Genomic DNA, 18,289 nt, shown 5'->3' with positions numbered 1-18,289 from the left:
TCAGGGGTTATCCGAAAATGCTCCCCTGAGCGCAGGGGAGCGATAGGATTAGAACAGCGCGTTCGGGCAGGCTTCGCCCTTCTCAAGCTGGCTTAAGTTTTGTAACGTGGTTTCAGAGATGCTGATCAGCGCTTCTGCGGTCAGGAATGCCTGGTGCCCCGTAAACAGTACGTTATGGCAGGCCGACAGACGGCGGAAAACATCATCCTGGATAACATCGTTTGACTTATCTTCAAAGAACAGGTCGCGTTCGTTTTCATACACATCCATCCCCAGCGAGCCGATTTTCTGATTCTTCAGAGCTTCGATAGCCGCCTGGGAATCAATCAGCGCGCCACGACTGGTATTAATGACCATAACGCCATTTTTCATTTGGTCGAATGCCGCATGGTTCAGCAAATGGTAGTTTTCCGGCGTGAGCGGGCAGTGCAGGGAAATGACATCCGATTCGGCAAACAACGTTTGCAGATCCACATACTCGACGCCGAGATCAAGCGCGGCGGTGCTGGGATAGGGATCAAACGCCAGTAAACGCATTCCAAAGCCTTTCAGGATACGCAGCGCGGCGACGCCGATTTTACCGGTACCAATGACGCCAGCGGTTTTTCCGTGCATGGTAAAGCCGGTCAGTCCCTCAAGGGAAAAGTTAGCGTCGCGGGTGCGTTGATAAGCGCGGTGAATACGGCGGTTCAATGTCATCATCATGCCAATCGCATGTTCAGCGACGGCTTCCGGAGAATAAGCCGGCACGCGGACCACCTGCAAACCGAGCTCTTTAGCGGCATCCAGGTCGACATTATTAAATCCGGCGCAACGCAGCGCGATGTATTTCACGCCGTGTTTTTTCAGCTCTTCCAGTACCGGTCGGCTCCCGTCGTCATTCACGAAGATACAAACTGCTTCACATCCATTGGCGGTTTTCGCTGTTTTCTCGGTCAGCAGAAAATCAAAAAACTCCAGTTCAAAACCGAACGCTTCGTTCACTTGCTGTAGATATTTCTTGTCATACTGTTTGGTACTATAGACGGCGAGTTTCATATGACCTTCTCCAGTGATGTTAGAATCACACAAATATGCTTAAAATTATCTTACAAAAAATCAAAAATAATTGATAGTCATACATATAATGAATAATTTTAGGTTATCATTCTCCACAACGCCTCAAATAGCCGGAGGGCGCCCCTGCAACATGAACTATTAGGCTATGTACGGGCAATCATGCCAAAATAAAGAGATAGCCGACTGAATTTTTCGTTAAATCAGGAAATTAATGGCCCATGAAGGGTAAATATAAAGCCGCCCTTGCGCTACTGTTACTGCTGATTCTTGTCCCTCTGACGCTACTGATGACCCTCGGGCTGTGGGTTCCCACTCTGGCGGGAATTTGGCTACCCGTCGGTACCCGTATCGCTCTGGAACAAAGTCCACGCTTGACACGTCATGGGTTAGTGATTCCCGATCTTCGCTATCTGGTCAATGATTGTTCGTTAGCGCATATTACCCAGGCGGAACTGACGCATCCCAGCCGTTGGTTGCTGAATATTAAAAGCCTCAAACTGGATGCCGTATGCCTGGCGAAACTGCCCGCTACGGAAGCTTCTCCCGCCGCGCCGCGTACGCTGGCGCAGTGGCAGTCAATGCTGCCCAATACCTGGATTAACATCGATAATGTCATTCTCGCGCCCTGGTCGGAATGGCAGGGCAAGCTGGCGATCTCCATGACGCCGGTCATTCAGCAGATACGTTATCAGGGCGAAAAAGTAAAATTTCAAGGGCAGCTACGCGGTCAGGCATTGACGGTGAGCCAACTGGAGATCGCCGCGCTGGCCAACCAGCCTCCCGTTAGCCTGGTGGGGGAGTTTATGTTGCCGCTGGTACCGGATGGCCTGCCGGTCAGCGGTCATGCGGCAGCGACCTTGCGTCTGCCGCAGGAACCGTCGCTGGTGGATGCGGAACTGGAGTGGCGTGATAACGCCGGACAGCTCATCGTGATGGCGCGAGGTAATCCTGACCCGATTCTCGATCTCCCCTGGGCGGTAACGCGTCAGCGGCTTACCATCAGCGATGGCCGCTGGAACTGGCCATATCAGGGATTCCCCTTGAGCGGACGTCTGGCTTTTAATATCGATAACTGGCAAGCCGGGCCGGATAATGCGCGAGTCAGCGGACGCCTGAATATTCTGACCCAGGGCGATGCCGGTAAAGCGAACGCTGTACTGACTATCGGCCCGGGAAAACTCAGCATGGATAGCAGTGAGATGCCTCTACAGCTTACCGGCGAGGCTAAACAGAAGGATTTAATCTTTTATGCCGTATTGCCCGCTATGTTCCGCGGCAGTCTGGCCGATCCGCAGCTCACCTTTGCACCTGGCGCATTGCTACGCTCGCGCGGACGGGTGATTGATGCGTTAGATATTGATGAAATTCGTTGGCCGCTGGCGGGCGTTAAGGTGACGCCGCGCGGCGTTGATGGCCGATTACAGGCTATTTTACGGGCGCACGAAAATGAGATGGGCGATTTCGTTCTTCATCTTGATGGCCTGGCGAATGATTTTCTCCCTGATGCTGGTCGCTGGCGGTGGCGCTATTGGGGGCAAGGAAGCTTTACGCCAATGCGCGCCCGCTGGGATATTGCCGGACAGGGCGAATGGCATGATGACACCATCAGGTTGACCAGTTTGTCCACCGGTTTTGATCAGTTGCACTATGGCGCAATGACCGTCACATCGCCAAGACTGGCGCTGAATAAACCTATTGTCTGGGTTCGCGACGCCACAACGCCGTCGCTACAGGGCGCGCTGTCTCTGGAGGCGGGAAAAACCGTATTTACCAGCGGGAGCGTGCTGCCGCCTTCTACCATTAATTTTAGCGTTGAAGGGCGCGAGCCAACCCTGTTCCAGTTTAAAGGCGACCTTCGGGCGGGGGCGATAGGGCCGGTACGGCTGAATGGGCGCTGGGATGGCGAACGCCTTCGCGGACAGGCCTGGTGGCCGAAGCAGTCGCTTATCGTTTTCCAGCCGTTGCTTCCACCAGACTGGAAAATGACGCTGCGCGAAGGCTCACTGTATGCGCAGGTGGCTTTTTCCGCCGCACAGGGGCAGGGGTTTGAAGCGGGTGGACACGGCGTGTTAAAAGGCGGCAGTGCCTGGATGCCGGATAACAAAATCAACGGCGTCGATTTCATTCTGCCATTTCGCTTCCACAACGGCGCGTGGCAATTGGGGACGCGCGGGCCCGTCTCGCTGCGTATTGCCGGGATAGTTAACCAGGTCACGGCGAAAAATATCACTGCTGATTTACAGGGCGGTTATCCCTGGAGCGAGTCGAATCCATTACTGCTAAGCGATGTCAGCGTAGACGTGCTGGGCGGTCAAATCATTATGAAACAGTTGCGAATGCCGCAGCACGACCCGGCGCTTTTGCGGGTGCAAAATATTTCATCCAGCGAATTGATTAGCGCCATAAATCCAAAGCAATTCGCCATGTCTGGTCCGGTTAGCGGTGCGCTGCCGCTGTGGCTGAACAATGAAAAATGGATAATCAAAGATGGCTGGCTTACGAATCCCGGGCCAATGACGTTGCGTATCGATAAAGATACTGCGGATGCGGTGGTGAAGGATAATGTTACGGCAGGCTCGGCGATTAACTGGCTACGTTATATGGAGATTACGCATTCGTGGACGAAAATTAACGTTGATAACCTGGGCGTACTAACGATGCAGGCGGCCATTACCGGCAAAAGCCGGGTAGATGGTAAAACCGCGATCGTTAACTTGAACTATACCCATGAAGAAAATGTGTTTACGCTGTGGCGCAGTTTGCGTTTTGGCGACAATTTACAGGCATGGCTTGAACAAAATACAGCGTTGCCGCAACCTCCTTGCCGGAAAGACAAGGACTGTGAGGATAAATAATGAAAATGAGTATTGCCATGCTGTCAGCGCTTGCGTCATTTATCGTGGTGGGGTGCACGCCACGAATTGAAGTCGCCGCGCCGGAACAGCCGATTACCATCAACATGAATGTAAAGATCGAGCATGAAATACATATCAAAGTCGATAAAGACGTTGAAGAACTCCTGAAATCACGCAGCGATCTATTCTGAGGCCATAATGAAAAAGTATTTAATGCTATGGGTGCTGACGCTGAGCTTGCTCACACCTTCTGTGTGGGCCTTAACCCTGGACGAAGCGCGCACGCAGGGCCGGGTCGGGGAAACGCTGAATGGCTATCTGGTGGCCTTAAAGAATGATGCCGAAACCCAGAAACTGGTGCTTGATATTAATCATGCCCGCCGCGCCAGTTATCAGCAGTTAGCGGATAGCAATCATCTTCCCGTGGACGAGGTGGCGAAGATGGCAGGGCAAAAACTGGTTGAGCGCGCCAGGCCGGGAGAATATGTCCAGGGAATTAATGGCAAATGGATGCGTAAATAACCGCTTCCCGACAATTTTTTATTGCAGAATACTTTTTTATATTGGTAATTTTTGAATACGGAGGTCGTATTTACATTAGGCGAACCGGAAGGCTATTTCTATACTGTTGACTGGTATCACTATTCGCGAGTAACCAGGTATGACGTCTGAAAAATTATCTGCTGCCTGCCATTGTGGCAGCGTCGTGTTTACCGTTCAACTTAGCGATGGCTTTCATACCGCCAGGCGCTGCAACTGTTCGTTTTGCCGGATGCGCGGAGCGGTGGCAGTGTCTGCGCCGCTATCGGGTATTAAAGTGCTAAAAGGGCAGGATAAGCTTACCGAATATCGCTTCAATACGGGCAAGGCGGTGCATTTTTTCTGTTCGGTATGCGGGATATATACTTTTCATCAGCGCCGATCCAATCCCGATCAATATGGGGTCAATGTGGCGTGCATTGAAAATGTGTCGCCTTTTGATTTCGCCTGCGTTGAAGTCAATGATGGGGTAACGCATCCCAGCGATGGCGGCAGTAGCGGCGTGGTAGGATATTTGCGCTACGAACCTAAGAAGTCACCTCCCGTCGAAACGGGAGGCAAAAATATTTAAGCGGCCACTACGCTGTCAATCGCGGCTTTTGCATCGGCCTGAGCTTTAGCCGCCACTTCCGGCCCGTAGGCGATGCCTTCGGCAAAGACAAAATTCACGTCGGTAATACCGATAAAACCAAGGAACACTTTCAGGTAAGGCGCAATCAAATCCGTCGGGGTGTCTTTATGGATACCGCCGCGGCTGGAGAGAACCACCGCGCGTTTACCGGTTACCAGACCTTCCGGGCCTTTTTCGGTATAGCGGAAAGTGATACCGGCGCGGGCAATCAGATCAAAGTAGTTTTTCAGCTGCGTCGGGATATTGAAATTGTACATCGGTGCCGCAATAACGATGACGTCGTGGGCTTTCAGTTCAGCAATGAGTTCATCAGACAGCGCCAGAGCGTCCTGCTGACGTGGCGTTAAAGGCGCATCGCCCGGACGCATCGCGCCCACCAGCTCGCCATCCAGCACCGGAACAGGGTTGGCCGCCAGATCGCGGACAGTAATTTCATCTGCGACGTGTTTTTCGCGCCATTGTTCAATAAAATAGTCAGTCAACTGACCAGACTGAGAGTACCCTGCCAGAATACTGGATTTAAGAACTAATACCTTGCTCATGGGTGTTTCCTTTTATGTGTTTGAAGGGGCGTGCCCCGTTGCTTGTTGACACTTTATTCACAAATATGTCGCAGGGATAGCGCAATATATCGAACCCTTTGTTCGAAATTATTGAACAACGCAAAAAAAGCCCCAATGTGGTACTCTATACCTATCATTTAAAACGATTTTAAACAGGCAGAATGCTGCCCAAGAGCTTTATGACTGAACAATCTATGTTGACGCTTCAGGTGTTACAGCAGCGGCTGGATGCACTGATGCTGCGCGACAAACAGCGCTTTGCGCGCCGCCTGCATGGCGTAAAGAAAGTAAAAAATCCTGATGCGCAACAGGCCATTTTCCAGACGATGGCGAAAGAAATTGAACAGGCTGCGACGCAGGTCGCTCTCCGCGAAGCGGCGCGTCCCTCAATCACTTATCCGCAAAATCTGCCTGTTAGCCAGAAGAAACAGGACATTCTGGAAGCGATCCGCGATCATCAGGTAGTGATCGTGGCAGGGGAAACCGGTTCCGGTAAAACCACCCAGTTGCCGAAAATTTGTATGGAACTGGGACGCGGAATTAAAGGACTTATTGGACATACTCAACCGCGTCGCCTGGCGGCGCGCACCGTCGCTAACCGCATTGACGAAGAGTTGCAAACGGAGCCAGGCGGCTGCATCGGCTATAAAGTTCGTTTCAGCGATCATGTCAGTAGCAACACCATGGTCAAACTGATGACGGACGGTATCCTGCTGGCGGAAATCCAGCAGGACAGGCTATTGATGCAGTATGACACCATCATTATTGATGAAGCGCATGAACGCAGCCTGAATATTGACTTCTTGCTCGGCTATCTGAAAGAGCTTCTGCCGCGTCGCCCCGATCTGAAAGTGATTATTACCTCTGCGACCATCGACCCGGAACGCTTCTCGCGCCACTTTAATAACGCGCCGATTATCGAAGTATCTGGCCGAACGTATCCCGTAGAAGTTCGTTATCGCCCCATCGTGGAAGAGGCTGACGACACTGAACGCGATCAGCTACAGGCAATTTTCGACGCTGTCGATGAACTGGGGCGTGAAAGTCCCGGCGATATCCTGATTTTTATGAGCGGAGAGCGGGAAATCCGCGATACCGCCGACGCCCTGAACAAGCTGAACTTACGGCATACCGAAGTGTTGCCGCTGTATGCACGCTTGTCGAACAGCGAACAGAACCGCGTTTTCCAGTCGCACAGCGGACGTCGTATCGTGCTGGCGACTAACGTGGCGGAAACCTCGCTGACGGTGCCGGGTATCAAATATGTGATCGATCCTGGCACTGCGCGCATCAGCCGCTACAGCTACCGCACTAAAGTGCAGCGCCTGCCGATTGAACCGATCTCACAGGCTTCCGCCAATCAGCGTAAAGGGCGTTGCGGACGCGTATCGGAAGGGATCTGCATTCGTCTGTATTCGGAAGATGACTTTTTGTCACGCCCGGAATTTACCGACCCGGAAATTCTACGTACCAACCTGGCGTCGGTTATTTTGCAGATGACCGCCCTGGGACTGGGTGACATAGCCGCCTTCCCGTTTGTCGAAGCGCCGGATAAGCGCAATATTCAGGATGGCGTGCGTTTGTTGGAAGAGCTGGGGGCGATTACCGCCGACGAACAGCAAACGGCATATAAGCTGACGCCGCTGGGCCGACAATTATCCCAGTTGCCGGTCGACCCGCGCCTGGCGCGTATGGTTCTGGAAGCGCAAAAACATGGCTGTGTGCGCGAAGCGATGATCATTACTTCCGCACTCTCTATTCAGGATCCGCGCGAGCGCCCAGTGGATAAGCAGCAGGCTTCCGATGAGAAACACCGGCGCTTCCATGATAAGGAATCCGATTTTCTGGCGTTTGTTAACCTGTGGAATTACCTCGGCGAGCAACAAAAGGCCCTGTCGTCGAATCAATTCCGCCGTCTGTGTCGCACCGACTATCTGAACTATTTACGCGTGCGTGAGTGGCAGGATATCTATACCCAACTGCGTCAGGTGGTAAAAGAACTGGGGATTCCGGTAAACAGCGAACCCGCAGAATACCGGGAAATTCACGTTGCGTTGTTAACGGGGCTGTTGTCGCATATCGGGATGAAAGATGCCGATAAACAAGAGTACACCGGCGCGCGTAACGCCCGATTCTCTATTTTCCCCGGTTCCGGTTTATTCAAAAAACCGCCGAAATGGACAATGGTCGCAGAACTGGTGGAGACCAGCCGTTTGTGGGGGCGCATCGCTGCCCGCATTGAGCCAGAATGGGTGGAACCGGTAGCCCAGCACCTGATTAAACGTTCATATAGCGAACCGCACTGGGAGCGGGCGCAAGGCGCGGTGATGGCGACGGAAAAGGTTACTGTCTACGGTCTGCCGATTGTCGCCGCGCGCAAGGTGAATTACAGCCAGATTGACCCGGCGTTGTGTCGTGAGTTGTTTATCCGCCATGCGCTGGTGGAGGGGGACTGGCAAACCCGTCATGCCTTCTTCCGTGAGAATCTAAAATTGCGTGCGGAAGTCGAGGAACTTGAGCACAAATCTCGCCGCCGCGATATCCTGGTGGATGACGATACCCTGTTTGAGTTTTATGACCAGCGTATTAGCCATGACGTTATTTCCGCCCGCCACTTTGATAGTTGGTGGAAAAAAATCAGCCGCGAGACGCCGGATCTGCTCAACTTTGAAAAAAGTATGCTGATTAAAGAAGGCGCGGAAAAAATCAGCAAACTGGATTACCCGAATTTCTGGCACCAGGGCAATCTCAAGCTGCGTTTGAGCTATCAGTTTGAACCGGGCGCGGATGCTGACGGCGTGACCGTCCATATTCCGTTGCCGCTACTTAACCAGGTTGACGAGAGCGGTTTTGAATGGCAGATCCCAGGGCTGCGCCGTGAATTAGTTATTGCGCTGATTAAATCGTTGCCAAAACCGGTACGTCGCAACTTTGTTCCGGCGCCAAACTATGCTGAAGCGTTTTTAGGTCGCGTAACGCCGCTGGAGCTGCCGCTGCTGGACGCTCTGGAGCGTGAACTGCGCCGGATGACCGGCGTCACGGTCGACCGGGAAGACTGGCATTGGGATCAGGTGCCCGAGCATCTGAAAATCACGTTTCGCGTGGTGAATGACAAAAACAAGAAACTGCAGGAAGGGCGTTCGCTCGCCGAGCTTAAAAATGCGCTGAAAGGCAAAGTGCAGGAGACGCTCTCGGCGGTGGCGGATGACGGCATCGAGCAGAGCGGGCTGCATATCTGGAGTTTCGGCGAGCTGCCGGAAAGCTACGAACAGAAACGCGGTAATTATAAAGTGAAGGCGTGGCCGGCGTTAGTGGATGAGCGTGACAGCGTCGCTATCAAATTGTTTGATAATCCGCTGGAACAACAACAGGCGATGTGGTGCGGTTTACGCCGTCTGCTGTTGCTCAATATTCCTTCACCGATTAAGTATCTGCATGAGAAATTGCCGAATAAAGCCAAGCTGGGGCTGTACTTTAACCCGTACGGCAAAGTACTGGAGTTGATTGATGACTGTATCGCCTGCGGGGTAGATAAGCTGATAGATGCCAACGGCGGGCCGGTGTGGAGCGAAGCAGGTTTCACCGCGCTGCACGAAAAGGTACGCGCCGAGCTGAATGATACTGTGGTGGATATCGCGAAGCAGGTTGAGCGCATCCTGACGACCGTATTCAATATCAATAAGCGTCTGAAAGGGCGGGTGGATATGAGCATGGCGTTGGGGCTTTCCGATATCAAGGCGCAGATGAACGGCCTGGTATACCGTGGTTTTGTGACTGGCAACGGCTTTAAACGTTTCGGCGATACGCTGCGTTATCTGCAGGCAATTGAAAAGCGGCTGGAGAAACTGGCTGTCGATCCGCACCGCGATCGGGCGCAAATGCTGAAAGTCGAAAGCGTTCAGCAGGCGTGGCAACAATGGATAAATAAACTGCCGCCAGCGCGTCGCGAGGATGATGATGTTAAAGAGATCCGTTGGATGATTGAAGAATTGCGCGTCAGTTATTTCGCCCAACAGCTCGGTACGCCTTATCCTATTTCCGATAAGCGTATTTTACAGGCCATGGATCAGATTACGGCCTAAAAAGCCAGGCGACGACGTCTTTCAAAGAGATCCGGTACAAGTTCGAAACAAAAAGGAGGAATCATGAATACAACGCCATTTCCGGCGCTCTCTGCGGCAACATTGCTGGCGGTGAATACCGTCGGACAGTGGCTGGCGCAAAATGATTTTTCCGGCGAACAACCTTATTCGTCGGATTGCGTCGTCCTGGCGGGCAATGCGGTGATCCCCACTATCGACGCGGCCTGCCGCATCGCCAAAGCGCAAGGCGTTCCTTTACTGATTAGCGGCGGCATAAGTCATTCAACGCCGTTTTTGTACGCCGTGATTGCCCGGCATCCGCGCTACCACACTATTCGTACAACCGGACGCGCCGAAGCCGCGATCCTCGCGGATATCGCGAACCAGTTCTGGCATATTCCGGCTGAGAAAATTTGGCTGGAAGATCGGTCAACTAATTGCGGCGAAAATGCCCGTTTCTCCTGCGCACTGATCCGTCAGGCGAAAGAAAACATTAACACGGCTATCGTTGTGCAAGACCCCACCATGCAGCGGCGCACTATCGCGACGTTCCGGCGCGTGACAGACGACGACACCGATGCGCCGCGTTGGCTGAGTTTTCCTGGTTTTGTTCCGATACTGCGCCATCTGAATGGCGGTACACGTTTTGCCAATGTTGAAGAGGGCATCTGGACGGTGGAGCGTTATCTGTCTCTGATTGCCGGCGAGCTACCACGTTTGCGTGACGATGAAACAGGGTATGGACCGCGTGGTAAAGATTTTATCATTCACGTTGATATCCCACGCGATATTGAAAACGCATGGCAGGTATTGCAGGCAGATACTACGCTGCGCAGTGCGCGCCGTGAGCGGCGTGTTGGTCTGGGGTTAATCCGGCTGCTTTATCCTGGAGTGAAAGGCGACGAAGCGCTAGGGCGGCAGGTCTGTCGGGATATGGTATTTACCACGTTGGGTTATGTCGTCATGCAAGCGCAGCAGCGGATCGGCGAACCGTGCTGGCGTTACTGGTTTGATTATGTCGCCGAAGCGGAGCATAACACCTACGCGAATGGCGCCTGTCATGGCAATGAAATACCGTATGTATTCGATACGTTAACGCGGGCTGAGCCCACATGCCATTATGTGAATGAGAATGACCTGGCCTTTGCCTCGCAGGTGGCGGATTACTGGGTGAATTTCGCTCGTCATGCCAGCCGCACGCGCGACGTGCTGCACGGCCCGGTTCGCTGGCCCGCCAGCATTCGGGGGCGAGATCGTCTGTTGCGGATTGGGCTGAACAAACTTGCCGGTTTTAAAGTGGAAAACCGCTTTATGCGTGCGCGTCTGGCGCTGTTTAAACGAGTCATGAAGCATCACGTTAGTCTGGAATAAACTTTTCATAACCTGAAGAATGCTGCGTGAGGTTTACATCCGATTCGGTCGGTTCTTATCGACATAAAATATTTACGCTTTTGCACAGTTTCCAGGCGACCAACAATTGGATTATTAATGAATTTTGTCTAGAGTGAGCGGTCAGAAACGGGCACATTCTTGCTGCTGAAAAAACCAGCGCGGGACCATTCACAAGACCAGAAGGACTCATTTTCAGGTATGAATCGTAGACGATTTATTAAAGGTTCAATGGCAATGGCCGCCGTGTGCGGTTCCAGCGGTATTGCTTCACTCTTTTCTCAGGCGGCGTTTGCCGCGGAATCCGATATTGCGGATGGTAAAATTGTCCGTTTTGATTTTGCTGGTCTGCAATCAATGGCCCAGGCGTTAGCGAAAAAGCCCTGGGGCGGCGCGCCGGGACCCTTGCCGGATACGCTCGCCAATCTGACGCCGCAGGCCTATAACAGCATTCAGTATGACGCGGCGCATTCACTCTGGAACGGCGTTGCCAACCGGCAGCTCGATATTCAGTTTTTCCACGTAGGGATGGGCTTTCGTCGTCGCGTACGCATGTTTTCCGTTGATACGACGACGCATCTTGCTCGCGAGATCCATTTTCGCCCGGAACTGTTTAAATACAACGATGCCGGCGTCGACACGACGCAACTGGAAGGGCAGAGCGATCTCGGTTTCGCCGGTTTCCGTGTCTTTAAAGCGCCGGAACTGGCGCGGCGCGATGTTGTCTCCTTCCTGGGCGCCAGTTATTTCCGGGCGGTAGATGATACTTATCAGTATGGCCTGTCGGCTCGCGGGCTGGCGATAGATACCTATACTGACGGTCAGGAAGAGTTCCCTGACTTCACCGCCTTCTGGTTTGACACCGCGAAGCCGGGCGATACTACGTTTACCGTTTACGCTCTGCTGGACAGCGCCAGCGTGACGGGCGCGTATAAATTTGTAATCCATTGCGAAAAAACGCAGGTGATCATGGATGTAGAAAACCATCTCTACGCCCGTAAAGATATAAAGCAACTTGGCATTGCGCCGATGACCAGTATGTTTAGCTGTGGGAATAATGAACGCCGGGTATGCGACACCATTCATCCGCAAATTCACGATTCCGATCGGCTGGCGATGTGGCGGGGTAACGGCGAGTGGATTTGCCGCCCGCTGAATAATCCGCAGAAATTGCAGTTCAACGCATATATGGACGATAACCCAAAAGGGTTCGGCCTGCTGCAACTCGATCGCGATTTCTCGCATTATCAGGATGTCATGGACTGGTACAACAAACGTCCGAGCCTGTGGGTGGAGCCGCGCAGTAAGTGGGGGAAAGGCGCGGTTAGCCTGATGGAGATCCCAACCACTGGCGAAACTCTGGATAATGTGGTCTGTTTCTGGCAGCCGGAAAAAGCGATCAAAGCCGGGGATACGCTGGTGTTTAATTATCGTTTGTACTGGAGCGCGCAGCCGCCGGTACAATCGCCGCTTGCGCGGGTCATGGCGACCCGTACAGGGATGGGCGGCTTTCCCGAAGGCTGGGCGCCGGGCGAACATTACCCGGATAAATGGGCACGCCGTTTTGCTATTGATTTTGTCGGCGGCGATCTGAAAGCGGCCGCGCCAAAAAGCATTGAGCCGGTAATTACGCTCTCCAGCGGTGAGGCGAAGCAGGTTGAGATCCTCTACGTAGAGCCTTTCGACGGTTATCGTATCCAGTTTGACTGGTATCCGACCTCGGATTCTACGGCACCGGTGGATATGCGTATGTTCCTGCGCTGCCAGGGGGAGGCTATCAGCGAAACCTGGCTGTATCAGTATTTCCCGCCCGCGCCGGATAAGCGCCGTTATGTTGACGATCGTATCATGCGTTAGTCAGTTTGCCTTCTGTACCGCCACAAAGGCGGTACAGGTTGCGGAAATAGCCCTGACATAAACCCATTCGTGAGCCGCTGTTTTTGTAACACGGCCTTTTCATCGTTCTATTTTTGCAACAGTCCTTCCTGTTTATCCCTCTCGATCCTGCGGACAGGGAACATTAAGATAGCTTCACCTTATTTAAGATATAAAGTGAATATAATGAAAAAGAGTTTTCTTGGTGCTGCCCTGTCTCTGGGTTTATTAAGTGCTGCTCATGCAGATGTATATAAATTTGATAATACGCATACCAATGCGGTATTTAATATCGATCATTTCCAGACCTCAACCAATCATGGCGGGTTTTATGCTATTAGCGGCGAACTGAAATATCAGCCGGAAAAGCAAGTCGCAGAGATGCGCGTGACGATTCCCGTAAGCGCCTTAAATACCGGGGTGGATGCGTTTGATAACCATATCCGCAGTAGCGATATTCTGGATGCGGAAAAATATCCAGAAATAGTATTTAAATCGACAAAATGGCATTTTGAAGATAATAAACCGGTTTCTATTGACGGTTTGTTAACAATGAAGGGGGTAACTAAGCCCGTCACCTTAACCACCACCAAGTTTGGCTGTTATATGAGCCCGATATTCAAGGCGCAGGTTTGCGGCGGTGATTTTGTCACGCAAATAGATCGCACCCAGTGGGGGGTAGATTATCTGGTCGATATGGGGATGACGAAAGTTGTCGATATAAAAATCCAGGCAGAAGCGGTTAAGCAATAAAAGGAATAATGATGAAAACTCATCACCTCATTCGAGTAGTGGCCTCGCTGGCAATGTTGGCAACATCAGGCCTGGCTTATGCTGAAGAGTACAAAGCCAGTATGGACGAAAAAGCAATAAAAATGACGAACGTAGCCTCCTTGGAAGCACGCGTTCAGGCCAGAATGGAGAAAGGGGCATTTGGTTATATTCGCGGCGGAGCCGAAGATGAGAATAACCTTCGCAGCAACACCGAAAGCTTTGACAAAAAATATATTATGCCGCGCGTATTACAGGGCATTGAGTTAAAAGAGATCGATTTATCAACGCAGCTGCTGGGTATTCCGCTTAAAACGCCTATAATCCAGGCACCGATGGCGGCGCAGGGCCTGGCCCACGCCTCCGGAGAGTTGGCGACGGCGAAAGGCATGGCGCAGGTCGGTTCGATTTTCTCGTTGAGCACTTATGGCAACAAGACCATCGAAGAGGTGGCTAACGTTTCCGGGAAAAATCCGTTCTTCTTCCAGCTTTATATGAGTAAGAATAATCAATTTAACGAATTTATTCTTGCACAAGCGGTAAAACATGGCGCTAAAGCGATTATTCTGACCGTAGATTCGCCTGTAGGTGGCTATCGGGAAGAAGATATTAAAAATAACTTCCAGTTCCCGTTGGGCTTTGCAAACCTGGAAATGTTCGCCAGAAAAAATGACGATGGTTCAAAAACCGGAAAAGGGGCAGGGATAAGTGAAATTTACGCGCAGGCTAAACAAGCCTTTACGCCGGAGGATATTGCCTATGTACATCGTATTTCCGGTCTGCCGGTTATCGTAAAAGGCATTCAGTCGCCGGAGGATGCTGAAATTGCTATCCAGGCCGGAGCCGCAGGAATATGGGTTTCTAATCATGGTGGCCGTCAATTAGACAGCGGGCCGTCCTCATTCGACATGCTTCCTGCGATTGCAAAAGTTGTCAACAAGCGAGTGCCTGTTATTTTTGACAGTGGAGTACGCCGTGGTTCGCACGTATTCAAAGCGTTAGCCAGCGGAGCGGATATTGTGGCGGTAGGCCGACCTGTATTATACGGTCTTAATCTTGGCGGCGCTCAGGGTGTGGCATCAGTGATTGAACAGCTAAACAAGGAGCTGACAATTAACATGATGTTAGGTGGCGCCAGGAATATTGAACAAGTGAAAACGACACGCTTGTTAACTGAAAAAGATCTGCCACAGTAATACTGTAATATAGAGGTCGGATATTATACCCGACCTTTTCCTGTGTGATTTCCCTCAACAACGCTTTCGGTAGAAAATGACGCGCTCTGTTTCCTCAAATCCTAACGCCAGGTGAACTTTCTGTGAAATTGTATTTTCCGGCGAGGTATCGGAAGCCATTTCCCGACACCCTTTATTCGTTCCCCATCGTTGCACTGCTGCTATCAATTGTTTCGCTAAGCCGCGTTGACGGAACGAGGGGAGAACAAAAATACCTTCAAGGAAAACCACGGGCGAACTGTCACAGCCATTGACATAATCGTGGCGGATTGAGGCATCCGCAAAGCCAATCGCCACCCCGTCTGCCATCGCAATAAATGATGCCAGATGATCGGCTTGCAGAATTTCTTCGCCGTCCGCCAGATGGGCGTCATCCGGGTGACCTGGCCAGAGCTGTTTTCGCAATCCGCGCCAGTGCTCCAGATGGGTTTTGTTCATTTGCCTGATGTCCATTAACGCGCTCCTGATGATGGGGCTGGCATGATGAAACGGCACCCTGCCTGCTGATAACGTCGGGCGATAGCAGACGGGAGCGCGCTGTCGCTAAGGATGGTAGTAATACAGGACAGCGTCGCCACCGCATGGGGTTCTACAGTATCAAACTTTGAATGATCGGCCATCAATATGACCTCGCGTGAGCGCTGAATAATGCGCGTTTTGACGCCTACTTCAAACATGGTAGCGTTGGTGATGCCCGTTTCAATCGACAGCGCATCGCAGGAGATAAAGGCGCGTTCAACGGCAAAAGCGTTAATCATCTCCAGCGCCAGACTCTCGCCCACCGAAAAGTAACCGGGGCGAATCAGTCCGCCAATAATGTAGCTCTCTACGTGTGGGAAGCCACCCAGTTCGTTAGCGATTTTGATGTCATTGCAAATGACTTTTACTTTGGCGTCGACCAGACATTTTGCCAGTTCCAGACAGGTGGAGCCGGAGTCGAGAAAAAAGCAGTCTCCATCCTTGATGAACGTGCGGGCGAGGGCGGCGATTTCGCGTTTCGCCTCGCTTTGTAACGTTCGCTTAACGTCGAAAACATATTCTTTATCTTCCGTACTGTCGTCGAAGTCAATACAACCATGGCCGCGAACCATACCGGGATAACGGCTGGCGATATAGTGAAAATCCCGGCGCACGGTTGCCTCTGCATAGCCAAAAAGCTCAATAGCTTGTTGTGTTGAGAGGTGCCTGTGTTGCCAAAGGTAATGCAACATCTGTTTGATACGGTCGGGGCGCTGTTGGCTCATCAGCATATGACTCCTTTATAGCGCGGTGAATTGTGACAACGTCACATCATAGTTCGCCGTCGTGAATAACGCCCGGCCAATCACCAGATGCTGTGCGCCTACGGCGGCAAGCAGCCGTGCGGCGCGAAGTGTAATACCGCCGTCCGCCCAGCATTCCGCAGCAGGGAAATGCTCTCTGCTCTGGCTCACTTTTTCACACATCGCGGCGATAAATTGCTGCCCGCGCCCGTCGGGTTCGCTGGTCATGATCATCAGCGCATCCAGTTGCAATGCCAGATAACGATAAGGCAATAGCGGCGTTGCCGGGTTAAGCGCCAGTCCTGCTTTCGCCCCGATAGCGCGAATATCCGCCAGAATCTCCGAGGGGTTTTGCACGCTTTCGGCATGAATGAAAATCCAGCCGGGGCGGATAGCTGCAAGCCAGGGTAACCAGCGTTGCGGTGATGAGACCATCAGGTGAAATGAGAGCGGATGGCGAGAGTATTGCGCGACCGCCTGAATGGTTTTCATACCGAAGGTAATATTGTTGATGAAACTGGTATCTTCGATATCCAGATGCAGCGAGCCGAGAGGCGCATCGTGTAAAGCGGTCAATGCCTCGGCATAGCGCAGCGGATCGGCGGAGGCCAGTGAAGGGTGCAGGAGCATCGGAACCTCCATCAGCGTAATGCGGCTAATTGCGCGAAAAGCGCGGCATCATTTGGCGCATCTTGCAACATCGCGACGCTTTCCGGCGAGTCGAGCCACTGGCTGATGCGTTGAATGGTGCGAATATGTGCTTCGGCATCCGTGGCGCTGGCGCAAAGCAACAGCCAGATGGGATCGCAATCCGCATTGCCGAAAGCGATCGGCGTTGATAGCGTAGTGACGCTGATTTGATTATGGTTGGCGCCTTGCTCCGGTCTGGCATGGGGCAGCGCAATCCCCGGCGCGATAAGATAATATGGCCCCCATTTAAGGGTGTTCTCAATAATACCGTCCAGGTAGCAGGGGGCCGCCGCGCCGAAGGTAATCAGCGGACGGACGGCGATATCCAGCGCGTGTCGCCAGTCGCTGGCATGGCGTTGCGCCTGAACCCACTTAACATCATTAATCATCGATCGTTGACTCCTTGCCGGTTCGGGTTACTCTGAAACCGATCTCCGGCGTGTCTTTTGGCGAAGGCGACGGAGATCGGCAGAAGAGTTATCGCTCTCTGCAGGGGATAAGCGTTTTGCTTATCCCCATTTTATTGTCGGATATGGCGTACTTTCTCCATAAACTTCGCCACGCGCGCCTGGTCGACAAAGTTGGCGAAGACGCCGTCTTTTTTAAACGTGGTTGCCGTTACGCATCCGTCGGCAATGCAGAGCTGCTCCTCGACGTTTTCCAGACACACCCCGGTATTCGCCAGCACGACCATGTCGGGGACGGTCTCTTTTACCCTCTTCAGTATGGCGCTATCCGTGCGAGCGCCCGCCGTCAGGCCTGAGACGCACAGGGCATCGGGGTTATTGTTAAATACGGTCGATTTCGCAATTGAACAGACATCCCGGTTTCCCAGATACACCGCCGCTTCCGGCACGATGTTAAACAGCGTTTTCACGTGGCCTGCGCCGATGCGATGCTGATGGCGAATGGTTTCGCCGACATTCGTATCCCAGACGCCAAAATCGCTGGCGTAAGCACCGGTGAAAATTTCGCGAATAAATTTTGCGTCGGTCGCCATCGCCAAATCAAAAGAGGCCACAGGGTCCCACAACACGTTTACCCCAAACGGTACGCGAATTTCACTCATTAACTGACCGATAATTCTTGCCATCGCGGTGGTCGTTTCCGGTCTGACTTTTGTTAAATAGGGCAGACTAAATTCATTGGAGAACATCACCGCATCCACGCCGCCATTTTGTAGCGCCATTAAATCGTCATGGGCGCGGTCAATTACCCAGTTCATGCCTTTCTTTGTATCGAACCCGGGATCGCCCGGCAGCGCCCGTAAATGGCACATGGCGATAACGGCTTTTTCCGTTCCTATTACCTCTTTTAGCCAACTCATTCTGGGTTGC

The 18,289-nt window shown here is 52.4% G+C and carries 16 protein-coding genes; 9 read left to right on the top strand and 7 right to left on the bottom strand.

Annotated elements, in window-relative coordinates; translation table 11 throughout:
* Positions 1 to 48 precede the first annotated feature (48 nt).
* Positions 49 to 1,038, bottom strand: coding sequence for a D-lactate dehydrogenase (gene ldhA / locus J4685_RS01990; protein ID WP_000762206.1), 990 nt, complete (start codon positions 1,036 to 1,038; stop codon positions 49 to 51).
* Between the two features lie 239 nt (positions 1,039 to 1,277).
* Between ldhA and J4685_RS01985 the strand changes: the two genes are divergently transcribed.
* The 4 genes from J4685_RS01985 to J4685_RS01970 all read left to right on the top strand — a co-directional run bounded on the left by J4685_RS01985 (position 1,278) and on the right by J4685_RS01970 (position 5,025).
* The gene (locus tag J4685_RS01985) at positions 1,278 to 3,914 is read left to right on the top strand and encodes a YdbH family protein (RefSeq protein WP_000677040.1); all 2,637 of its coding nucleotides are present in this window, start codon (positions 1,278 to 1,280) and stop codon (positions 3,912 to 3,914) included.
* Positions 3,914 to 4,105 carry a YnbE family lipoprotein gene (locus J4685_RS01980; RefSeq protein ID WP_000784063.1) on the top strand — a complete coding sequence of 64 codons (192 nt, stop codon included), beginning with the start codon at positions 3,914 to 3,916 and terminating at the stop codon, positions 4,103 to 4,105. The genes J4685_RS01985 and J4685_RS01980 overlap by 1 nt, the downstream gene beginning before the upstream one ends.
* Before the next feature lie 7 nt (positions 4,106 to 4,112).
* A complete protein-coding gene (locus J4685_RS01975) occupies positions 4,113 to 4,436 on the top strand; it encodes a YdbL family protein (protein ID WP_000760414.1) in 324 nt (107 codons plus the stop codon).
* Positions 4,437 to 4,575: 139 nt separating this feature from the next.
* Positions 4,576 to 5,025: a GFA family protein gene (locus J4685_RS01970; protein WP_001518898.1), complete on the top strand. Its 450-nt coding sequence runs from the start codon at positions 4,576 to 4,578 to the stop codon at positions 5,023 to 5,025.
* On the opposite strand, the gene azoR is transcribed toward J4685_RS01970, so the two are convergent.
* Positions 5,022 to 5,627 carry an FMN-dependent NADH-azoreductase gene (azoR, locus tag J4685_RS01965; protein WP_000048924.1) on the bottom strand — a complete coding sequence of 202 codons (606 nt, stop codon included), beginning with the start codon at positions 5,625 to 5,627 and terminating at the stop codon, positions 5,022 to 5,024. The two genes, J4685_RS01970 and azoR, sit on opposite strands and share 4 nt — an antisense overlap.
* Before the next feature lie 200 nt (positions 5,628 to 5,827).
* Between azoR and hrpA the strand changes: the two genes are divergently transcribed.
* From hrpA to J4685_RS01935, 5 genes are all read left to right on the top strand, one after another.
* Entirely contained in the window at positions 5,828 to 9,730 is a 3,903-nt protein-coding gene (gene hrpA / locus J4685_RS01960; protein ID WP_011233040.1) for an ATP-dependent RNA helicase HrpA, read from the top strand.
* Between the two features lie 63 nt (positions 9,731 to 9,793).
* Positions 9,794 to 11,101: an ElyC/SanA/YdcF family protein gene (locus tag J4685_RS22720; RefSeq protein WP_001098493.1), complete on the top strand. Its 1,308-nt coding sequence runs from the start codon at positions 9,794 to 9,796 to the stop codon at positions 11,099 to 11,101.
* A gap of 219 nt (positions 11,102 to 11,320) precedes the next feature.
* The gene (locus tag J4685_RS01945) at positions 11,321 to 12,976 is read left to right on the top strand and encodes a glucan biosynthesis protein D (protein ID WP_001081950.1); all 1,656 of its coding nucleotides are present in this window, start codon (positions 11,321 to 11,323) and stop codon (positions 12,974 to 12,976) included.
* Between the two features lie 195 nt (positions 12,977 to 13,171).
* Entirely contained in the window at positions 13,172 to 13,747 is a 576-nt protein-coding gene (locus J4685_RS01940) for a YceI family protein (protein ID WP_001024306.1), read from the top strand.
* A gap of 11 nt (positions 13,748 to 13,758) precedes the next feature.
* Positions 13,759 to 14,961 (top strand): lactate oxidase, encoded by a 1,203-nt coding sequence (locus J4685_RS01935; RefSeq protein ID WP_000848075.1) that lies wholly within the window; start codon positions 13,759 to 13,761, stop codon positions 14,959 to 14,961.
* A 54-nt stretch (positions 14,962 to 15,015) separates the two neighbouring features.
* Here J4685_RS01935 and aac(6') read toward each other — a convergent pair whose 3' ends face one another.
* The 5 genes from aac(6') to sgcQ form a co-directional block, all read right to left on the bottom strand.
* A complete protein-coding gene (gene aac(6') / locus J4685_RS01930; protein WP_000354852.1) occupies positions 15,016 to 15,453 on the bottom strand; it encodes a cryptic aminoglycoside N-acetyltransferase AAC(6')-Iy/Iaa in 438 nt (145 codons plus the stop codon).
* Complete coding sequence (locus J4685_RS01925; protein WP_011233042.1) at positions 15,453 to 16,244, bottom strand: DeoR/GlpR family DNA-binding transcription regulator; 792 nt, start codon at positions 16,242 to 16,244, stop codon at positions 15,453 to 15,455. The genes aac(6') and J4685_RS01925 overlap by 1 nt, the downstream gene beginning before the upstream one ends.
* A 15-nt stretch (positions 16,245 to 16,259) precedes the next feature.
* A complete protein-coding gene (locus tag J4685_RS01920; protein WP_000924325.1) occupies positions 16,260 to 16,892 on the bottom strand; it encodes a ribulose-phosphate 3 epimerase family protein in 633 nt (210 codons plus the stop codon).
* Between the two features lie 11 nt (positions 16,893 to 16,903).
* The gene (gene sgcA, locus J4685_RS01915) at positions 16,904 to 17,341 is read right to left on the bottom strand and encodes an SgcA family PTS sugar transporter subunit IIA (protein WP_000606457.1); all 438 of its coding nucleotides are present in this window, start codon (positions 17,339 to 17,341) and stop codon (positions 16,904 to 16,906) included.
* Between the two features lie 131 nt (positions 17,342 to 17,472).
* On the bottom strand, positions 17,473 to 18,279 hold the full coding sequence (gene sgcQ, locus J4685_RS01910; RefSeq protein WP_000118612.1) for a BtpA family protein SgcQ: 807 nt from the start codon (positions 18,277 to 18,279) through the stop codon (positions 17,473 to 17,475).
* Positions 18,280 to 18,289: the final 10 nt, after the last annotated feature.

It is taken from the genome of Salmonella sp. 32100201201700099SM (genome assembly GCF_017572645.1).
Lineage (GTDB): Bacteria > Pseudomonadota > Gammaproteobacteria > Enterobacterales > Enterobacteriaceae > Salmonella > Salmonella enterica.
The sequence above is the reverse complement of the archived record's forward strand: the minus strand, read 5'-3'. Positions and strand labels throughout refer to the sequence as shown.

What these genes read in the sequence shown, in the direction of transcription:
- ldhA (WP_000762206.1), bottom strand. Translation starts at nt 1,038, where the DNA reads ATGAAACTCGCCGTCTATAGTACCAAACAGTATGACAAGAAATATCTA.
- J4685_RS01985 (WP_000677040.1), top strand. Translation starts at nt 1,278, where the DNA reads ATGAAGGGTAAATATAAAGCCGCCCTTGCGCTACTGTTACTGCTGATT.
- J4685_RS01980 (WP_000784063.1), top strand. Translation starts at nt 3,914, where the DNA reads ATGAAAATGAGTATTGCCATGCTGTCAGCGCTTGCGTCATTTATCGTG.
- J4685_RS01975 (WP_000760414.1), top strand. Translation starts at nt 4,113, where the DNA reads ATGAAAAAGTATTTAATGCTATGGGTGCTGACGCTGAGCTTGCTCACA.
- J4685_RS01970 (WP_001518898.1), top strand. Translation starts at nt 4,576, where the DNA reads ATGACGTCTGAAAAATTATCTGCTGCCTGCCATTGTGGCAGCGTCGTG.
- azoR (WP_000048924.1), bottom strand. Translation starts at nt 5,627, where the DNA reads ATGAGCAAGGTATTAGTTCTTAAATCCAGTATTCTGGCAGGGTACTCT.
- hrpA (WP_011233040.1), top strand. Translation starts at nt 5,828, where the DNA reads ATGACTGAACAATCTATGTTGACGCTTCAGGTGTTACAGCAGCGGCTG.
- J4685_RS22720 (WP_001098493.1), top strand. Translation starts at nt 9,794, where the DNA reads ATGAATACAACGCCATTTCCGGCGCTCTCTGCGGCAACATTGCTGGCG.
- J4685_RS01945 (WP_001081950.1), top strand. Translation starts at nt 11,321, where the DNA reads ATGAATCGTAGACGATTTATTAAAGGTTCAATGGCAATGGCCGCCGTG.
- J4685_RS01935 (WP_000848075.1), top strand. Translation starts at nt 13,759, where the DNA reads ATGAAAACTCATCACCTCATTCGAGTAGTGGCCTCGCTGGCAATGTTG.
- J4685_RS01925 (WP_011233042.1), bottom strand. Translation starts at nt 16,244, where the DNA reads ATGAGCCAACAGCGCCCCGACCGTATCAAACAGATGTTGCATTACCTT.
- J4685_RS01920 (WP_000924325.1), bottom strand. Translation starts at nt 16,892, where the DNA reads ATGCTCCTGCACCCTTCACTGGCCTCCGCCGATCCGCTGCGCTATGCC.
- sgcA (WP_000606457.1), bottom strand. Translation starts at nt 17,341, where the DNA reads ATGATTAATGATGTTAAGTGGGTTCAGGCGCAACGCCATGCCAGCGAC.
- sgcQ (WP_000118612.1), bottom strand. Translation starts at nt 18,279, where the DNA reads ATGAGTTGGCTAAAAGAGGTAATAGGAACGGAAAAAGCCGTTATCGCC.